This is a genomic window from Mesorhizobium sp. M5C.F.Ca.IN.020.29.1.1 (genome assembly GCF_003997375.1).
Taxonomy (GTDB): Bacteria; Pseudomonadota; Alphaproteobacteria; order Rhizobiales; family Rhizobiaceae; genus Mesorhizobium; species Mesorhizobium wenxiniae.
Genome location: NZ_RZSW01000314.1, coordinates 1 through 7,139 on the forward strand (window position 1 = coordinate 1; position 7,139 = coordinate 7,139).

4 protein-coding genes and 1 pseudogene are annotated in these 7,139 nt (G+C 63.9%); 4 read left to right on the top strand and 1 reads right to left on the bottom strand.

The annotated features are described in order from the left end of the window. From EOA85_RS22435 to EOA85_RS22450, 4 genes are all read left to right on the top strand, one after another. Positions 1-2,388: Wzz/FepE/Etk N-terminal domain-containing protein (locus tag EOA85_RS22435; protein WP_348627923.1), on the top strand; the 2,388-nt coding region annotated here is incomplete at its 5' end. A gap of 122 nt (positions 2,389-2,510) precedes the next feature. Then, positions 2,511-3,410, top strand: a complete 900-nt coding sequence (gene folD, locus EOA85_RS22440; RefSeq protein ID WP_127211209.1) for a bifunctional methylenetetrahydrofolate dehydrogenase/methenyltetrahydrofolate cyclohydrolase FolD — start codon at positions 2,511-2,513, stop codon at positions 3,408-3,410. A 128-nt stretch (positions 3,411-3,538) separates the two neighbouring features. Further along, positions 3,539-4,528, top strand: a complete 990-nt coding sequence (locus EOA85_RS22445; protein WP_095519062.1) for a GlxA family transcriptional regulator — start codon at positions 3,539-3,541, stop codon at positions 4,526-4,528. Between the two features lie 140 nt (positions 4,529-4,668). Then, positions 4,669-6,321, top strand: coding sequence for a VWA domain-containing protein (locus EOA85_RS22450; protein ID WP_127211210.1), 1,653 nt, complete (start codon positions 4,669-4,671; stop codon positions 6,319-6,321). A 572-nt stretch (positions 6,322-6,893) separates the two neighbouring features. Here EOA85_RS22450 and EOA85_RS22455 read toward each other — a convergent pair. Then, a pseudogene (locus EOA85_RS22455) lies at positions 6,894-7,139 on the bottom strand (adenylate/guanylate cyclase domain-containing protein); the annotation flags it as partial.

The window sequence follows — 7,139 nt, forward strand, 5'->3', positions numbered from 1 at the left end:
ATCGGGGATCGGGCAGACCCGTCATGGCGCGAAGATGCCGCGACGCGCCATCGTCTCGCGCGCCTGCGCCGCGAGGGGCGAGCGCATCCGGAACTCTCGGCAACCCCGGAGCCCTCGGCGATTCCGGAACGCCCGGTAACTCCGGAATTCTCGGCAAACGATGAAACAAGCCAGTTTCAAGCCGAGGATGCATCCGCTTCGGCCGCCCGGATATCGCCAGAGGCGGGCGAGGCCGTTGAAGCGGACCGTGCGGAAGCCAGGCCGCGGGAGGAGCCGGTTTCTCCCGGTATTTTCGAGGACCACCGTTCCGATGCCGATCCTCGATATGCCGCGTTCGATCCTCGATACCCCGCGTTCGATCCTCGATACGCCGCGTTCGAGCCTCGGTATGCCGCGTCCGATCCACGATATGCCACGTTCGAAGCTCGATACGCCGCTGACGAGCAGCGATCTTCCCGCGAGGATGACGACGGATGGAAGCCGTTGATCGATCCGATGCAGGTCGTCCGCGGCATCGCAAGGTCGAAGCTGCTGATCGTCGCCATGACGATACTGGGCGCCACGCTTGGCGTCGCGATCGCGCTGTCGACGCCGAAGAAATACGAAGCCACCGCAGAGCTGATCGTCGACCCGCGCGACCTGAAGCTCACCGACCGCGACCTCACCCAATCGGTGGTTGCGTCCGACGCCACGCTGGCCATCGTCGAAAACCAAGTTCGCGTGCTCACCTCCGGCACCGTTCTCAACAAGGTCGTGGACAAGCTCAATCTGGTCAACGATCCGGAGTTCAACGGGCAGGGTTCCGACGGCCTGGGCGTGATGACGCTCATCCGGTCGATCCTGTCGCGCAATGACGGGCCGGGTGTCGGTCAGGGCCGCCGCCGTGCGCTGGCCGTCGCCAATCTGGCGGAGAGCCTTTCGGTCGAGCGCGGCGGCAAGACCTTCGTCATCTCCGTCAGCGCCACCACGCAAAATGGCGAGAAGTCGGCTCTCGTCGCCAATACGATGACGGACGTCTTCCTGCAGACCTTCGGTCAGATCCAGTCGGAGACCGCTGGCCGCGCGACCAACGAACTGACGGGCAGGCTCGACGAACTGCGCAAGGGCGTGGAAGTGGCCGAGCGCAAGGTCGAGGATTTCAGGGCCGCGCACGACCTCGTCGACGCGCAAGGCCATCTGATCAGCGACGACGAGATGCTCAAGCTCAACCAGCAGCTTGCCATCGCCCGCGCGCGCACGCTGGAACTCAACGCCCGCGCGGCGTCGGCGCGCTCGATCGACGTGAATTCGGTTCTGAGCGGCACCTTGCCGGAGGAGATCAACTCCAACACCATGAGCGAATTGCGCTCGCAATATGCGGCGCTCAAGCAGGAGGCCGACCGCGCAGCGATCCGGTTAGGGCCGCGCCATCCCGAGCTCCAGGCGCTCAATGCCCAGCTTGCCGGCTCGCGCGAGCGCATCGCCGGGGAACTGCGCCGCATCGCCTCGTCGCTGCAGGTCGACCTCAGGCGCGCCGTGCAGCTCGAACAGGATCTGGCCTCCCGGCTGGCGCAGTTGAAGGTCCGCAGCGGCGACATCAACAGCGATCTGGTCACGTTGCGCGAACTGGAGCGCGAGGCCGCCGCCAAACGATCCGTCTATGAACAGTACCTTCTGCGCGCCAAGGAAACCGGCGAGCAGAAGGACATCAACACCGCCAACATCAACGTGATCTCCAGGGCCTTCGCCCCGCTCGAGCCGAACGGACCGTCGCGCGCCGTGACGGTGCTAGCCGGCCTGCTGGCGGGCCTCGCCTCTGGTGTCGGCCTTGGCGCCATGCGCGGCGCCTATGCGAGCCTGCGCGATACCGCCAATTCGCGGCCGCGCCGCCGGACGGACGAGCGCCGTTTTGAAGACAAGGCATACCAGGCGTCGCCGCCGCCCGTTCCGCCAGTCGAGGCCACCAGGCATTCAGGTCCGATTAATGCGCTGCTGTCGGCGGTGAGCAGGATCGTGCCGCGCAAGGCGCGCAGCGAAGCCTCGCGTTCCAGTGACTCACCGGCCAATGGCGCATCCGCAGTCGCCGGAGGCGCAAAGCGGGATCCGGTCAAGCAGCAAGCGATGTACCCGGCCCCGCCTATGCAAGCGTATGCGCAACCGCCGATGGGCTATCCCTGGCAGATGCAGCCGCCGCCGGCCGGCTATCCCTATCCGCCGGCCATGGCGCCCCATGCCGGGCCTTATCCGCAGCAGCAGTCCGCCTATCCCCGAGCCTCGTCGGACGACGCAAATCACGCTTCGAAAGCCGCCGAACAGCAAGCCTCCATCGAAGAAATCCGAGCCAGCCTGCGCGAATTCCGCGAAGCGGTTCGCGAACTCAGCGAAAGCCGATCGCGGCGCTATTTCTGAGCGCCGGATAGAATAAAAGCCATCGGTTTCGAGTTAGCGGCATAAGACGGCGCTTTGACGGGATTGCCGGGTCGGATTTTCGTGAAAATGCCGCCCGAAGTAGAACGATGTTGAGGGTGTTCATGGCCGAGTTGATTGACGGAAAGAACGTCGCCGAAGACGTGGTGCGGCGCGTCAAGGCCTTGACGGCCGAACTGTTGGGAAAGGGCGCGCACAAGCCCGGTCTCGCAGTGGTCATCGTCGGCGAGGATCCGGCGAGCCAGGTCTACGTCGCCTCCAAATCCCGCACCGCCAAGGAATGCGGCTTTCATTCGGTCCAGCACACGCTGCCGGCCGAGACCTCCGAACAGGAACTGCTTGATATCATCGGCGAACTCAACGCCGATCTCGGCATCAACGGCATCCTGGTGCAGCTTCCGCTGCCTGGCCATATCGACGCGGGCAAGGTGATCCAGACCATCGCGCCGCAAAAGGATGTCGACGGCTTCCACTTCATCAATGTCGGCAAGCTTGGCACCGGCGAATTGGAGACGGCCTTCGTGCCTTGTACGCCGGCCGGCTCGATGCTGCTGATCGAGCGCGTGCGCGGCAAGGATCTTTCCGGCCTTAATGCGGTGGTCGTCGGCCGCTCCAATATTGTCGGCAAACCGATGGCCAATCTTCTGCTTGCCGCCAACTGCACCGTCACCATCGCGCACAGCCGCACCAAGGACTTGGCCGCACTGGCGCGCACCGCCGACATTCTCGTTGCCGCTGTCGGCAGACCTGAAATGATCAGGGGCGACTGGGTCAAATCAGGCGCCACCGTCATCGACGTCGGCATCAACCGCATCGCGGCGCCCGAAAAGGGCGAAGGCAAGACCCGCCTCGTCGGGGACGTCGCCTATGCGGAAGCGGCGACGATGGCCGGCGCCATCACGCCGGTGCCTGGCGGCGTCGGACCGATGACCATTGCCATGCTGATGGCCAACACGCTAGCTTCCGCCTATCTCGCGGCCGGATTGAAACGGCCGTCTTTCTGAACCTGGAAAGCCGCAGCTTTGCCGAACCACACTGTTCCCCGAGCATTTTGCAGCCAAGTGGGATCACTTGGCGTTGCATAAATGCGGCTGAAATAAAGAGATAGAGCGGGATGCCCCACTCAACCCAAATGCATCCCGCTCTAGAGCGGCCGGTCGCGAACGATCTTGTTCAAGGCGGCCGGCAGTTCGGGTTCCTGCTGGTCGACAAGTTTTCCATGTTCTCGCTGGCCGCCGCAATCGACACGTTCCGGTCGGCGAACCGGCTGCTCGGCCACGACTTCTATGGCTGGACGACGGTGTCGGCCGACGGCGATGCCGTCATGGCTTCCAACGGCCTGCCGCTCAAGATCGACTATGCCGTCGCCGATCTGCCGCCGGTCGATATCCTTTTCGTCTCGGTCGGGCTGACGACCGAATTTCCCGGCAAGAGCAAGGTGCTGGCGGCGCTGCGCAGCTGGGGCCGGCGCGGCAACGCGCTCGGCGCACTGTCGGTCGGCTCCTATCTGCTCGCCGAGGCAGGCCAGCTCGAAGGCTATCGCTGCACCATCCACTGGGAAAACCGCGCCGGCTTCGTCGAGCGGTTTCCCGACATCAACTGCACCGGCAATGTCTTTGAGATCGACCGCAAGCGCTACACCTGCGCCGGCGGCACCACCTCGATCGACCTGATGCTGGAGATCGTGCGCGGCGATTTCGGCTCGGGCCTCGCCAACGGCGTCGCCAACCAGTTCCAGCACGAGCGCATCCGCTCTGCCGGAGACCGCCAGCGCGTAGGTCCTGAGCGCGACCTGACCGGCAAATCGGAAAAGCTGCGGCGCATCGTAGAGCTGATGGCCGATCATCTCGACGAGCCGCTGTCGGCGGTGCAGCTCGCCAAATCGGCCGGCCTGTCGGTACGTCAGGTAGAGCGGCTGTTCCTGCGACACCTCACGGTGACGCCCGGCCGCTATTACATGCGGCTCAGACTCGAGCGGGCGCGCGAATTGCTGCGCCAGACCAACATGCCGATCCTCGACGTGGCGATCGCCACCGGCTTCACCTCGCACTCCTATTTTGCCCAGAGCTATCGGCTGCAGTTCGGCCGGCCGCCTTCCGAAGAGCGTCGCACGACGTATTGAGTGGTTTGGCTCAAGGCTTGTGGCCGACCCTCCCATGCCCTGCGTCCGGGGTTGTGTCCTGACGCGGCGTCAAATAGCTTCCCCCGGACTGGCAGAGACTGACTGGCTGCGACGAACTGGCAGCCACTGGGGGAGATTTCATGGCGGGACTTGCACGGGGCGTCGCTGCGGCGGCTCTCCTTTTGTGGATGACGACGCCTGGCCTTGCCGCCGACCGTGTCGTCATCGTTCTCGATGCCTCCGGCTCGATGTGGGCGCAGATCGACGGCAAGCCCAAGCTCGAAATCGCCCGGGAATCGCTGCGAACCGTGCTGCAATCGGTCCCGGCCGACAGGGAAATCGGCTTCATGGCCTATGGCCATCGCGAGAAGGGCAGTTGCGAGGACATCGAGCTCATCGTGCCGCCGCAGGCCGGCTCGGCAGCTGCTGTTTCCGCTGCCGCCGACAGCCTGAAATTCATCGGCAAGACGCCGCTGACATCAGCCGTCAAGCAGGCGGCCGAGGCGCTGAAATACACCGAGGATAAGGCCACCGTCATCCTGATCACCGATGGGCTCGAGACCTGCAAAGGTGACCCTTGCGCGCTCGGCAAGGAACTGAGGGCTGCCGGTGTCGATTTCACCGTAAACGTCGTCGGCTTCGGCCTGACCGCGGACGAGGGCAAGCAGGTCGCTTGCCTCGCCGACAACACCGGCGGCAAATACATCCAGGCGTCCGACGAGCAAGCCCTACAGGACGCGCTGGTCGAAACCATCGCCGCCGCGGCGCTCGAACCAGCGCCTGCGCCGCAGCCGGCCCCCGAGCCGGAAAAGCCGGAGTTCAACTTCATGCCGGCCGTGGTGCTCGCCGAGGGCGGCGATCCCGTCACCCACGGCAATTCCTGGGAGATCTACAAGGCGAGCTCCGACGGCACCCGCGGCGATTACGTCACCACCGAATACGGAGCCTACAAAGGCAATCTGGAGCCGGGCGGCTACATAGTCGTCGCACGCTATGGCGAGGCCAGGACCGAACAGAAGATCACGGTCGAGGCGGGCCAGGTCTACAAGCCCCTTGTCACGCTGAATGCGGGCACGCTCATCATTCATCCGCGGCCAAGTGAGGGGGCGGACGTCGCCGATGGCGCGGCTCTCGTGATCGCCTATCCGGGCGTCGATACGCCCGCGACCTATTATGGCGACACGAAGGTCGTGTTGCCGGCCGGCGACCAGAAAGTGACGGTCAGGATCGGGCAGGGCGAAATCACCGAAACCATCCCGCTCACTGCCGGCAGGATCGTCGACAAGGATATCATCGTCGGCGTCGGCCATGTCGTTGCCAACGCCTACTACATTGCCGGCGGCGACAAGGCCGACGGTTCGGGCATCGGCTTCAAGGTGTTCAAGGCAAGAAAGAAGATCGACGGGACGAGGCAAGAGGTGGCTCATGCCTATGGTCCCGACAGCAAGTTCGATCTGCCGCCCGATGATTATATGCTGACGGCGACGGTCGACCTTGCCGTCGTCGAGCAGCCGTTCAGCGTCAAGGCCGGTGAGCATCAGGATCTGAAGGTCGCCATCAATGCCGGCGTGCTGGCGATCACCGCGCCAGGGGCCTCGAAGATCGAGATTTTCGATCCGAAGAAGGACATCAACGGCAACCGCAAATCGCTCGGTTACGTCTACGACGAGAAGTATCAGGCGGCGCTGCCGGCCGGCGACTACGCGGTCGTCGCGGAGAGGTTGGACAACAGCTCGAAGGAAAGCACGGTGACCATCAAGGCCGGCGAGCGAGCCGAACTGACGGTTCAATAGAAGCGTAATTCGACACCAGTGTCTATTGCTCGCGGGGGGAAACCCGCCCGGCCTTGAAGGCGCAAGGTATCGAGGCGAACGACTGATCGTTAGATAAGCATACGCCCCACAATTGCCGAGCTTGGCCTTGGATTGCGGCCCGGCGCTGTGGTCGTACAGATCGGACTGGCATTCGCATTTCTACCTCGCAGGCAGCATCGACGCGAACTAATCGGCTGAACGTCCGAAATGGGTGGAATCTGTCTCGTCGATCGGAACGAGCAGGTAACACCAGGAACGGCCCTCCCCGAATGACCGGAGTGGGGCCGAATGCTGACTGGCAGCTTTGAGGTTCGGATCATAAAAAGCGGACCTTCGGGCCCCCGCGAGTACCGACGTGATCTGACCCAAACCGGCGCTTGCAGAGCCGATTTGGCGGCTCGTAAGCGGATGTTGACTGGACCAGCGACTTTGCCGCGTTCTTGTCGCTCCAATTGAAATCGGCTACGGCACTAGGTGACCCCGCTCCAGTCATTCCCAAAGCCGTGGGCTTCTCCAAGCCGCCGATCAGCGGCATGGAAGTGGCATGTCCCTTAGCCTGCTTGAGCGCGGCGAACGTCCAGACGGGACGATTCTGACGTCGCGACTTTGCCAAGCTGGAAGACCTCCGTCGCTTCGCCGCGCCCCCGCAACCTGTGCTTGCCCGCCGGGATCGTTTCGAACTTTTCGTCGAGCCGCGACGCGGTCTCGCCGGAAATCGCGATGGCGGTCGCAGCATCCGGTTCGAGCTTCTTGCCGAGGTCCTGCAGCCGCTGGCTGACGTTCACGGTGTCGCCGAC

Bases quoted from the DNA above. Each gene is read 5' to 3' on its own strand.
- folD (WP_127211209.1), top strand. From the start codon at position 2,511: ATGGCCGAGTTGATTGACGGAAAGAACGTCGCCGAAGACGTGGTGCGG.
- EOA85_RS22445 (WP_095519062.1), top strand. From the start codon at position 3,539: ATGCATCCCGCTCTAGAGCGGCCGGTCGCGAACGATCTTGTTCAAGGC.
- EOA85_RS22450 (WP_127211210.1), top strand. From the start codon at position 4,669: ATGGCGGGACTTGCACGGGGCGTCGCTGCGGCGGCTCTCCTTTTGTGG.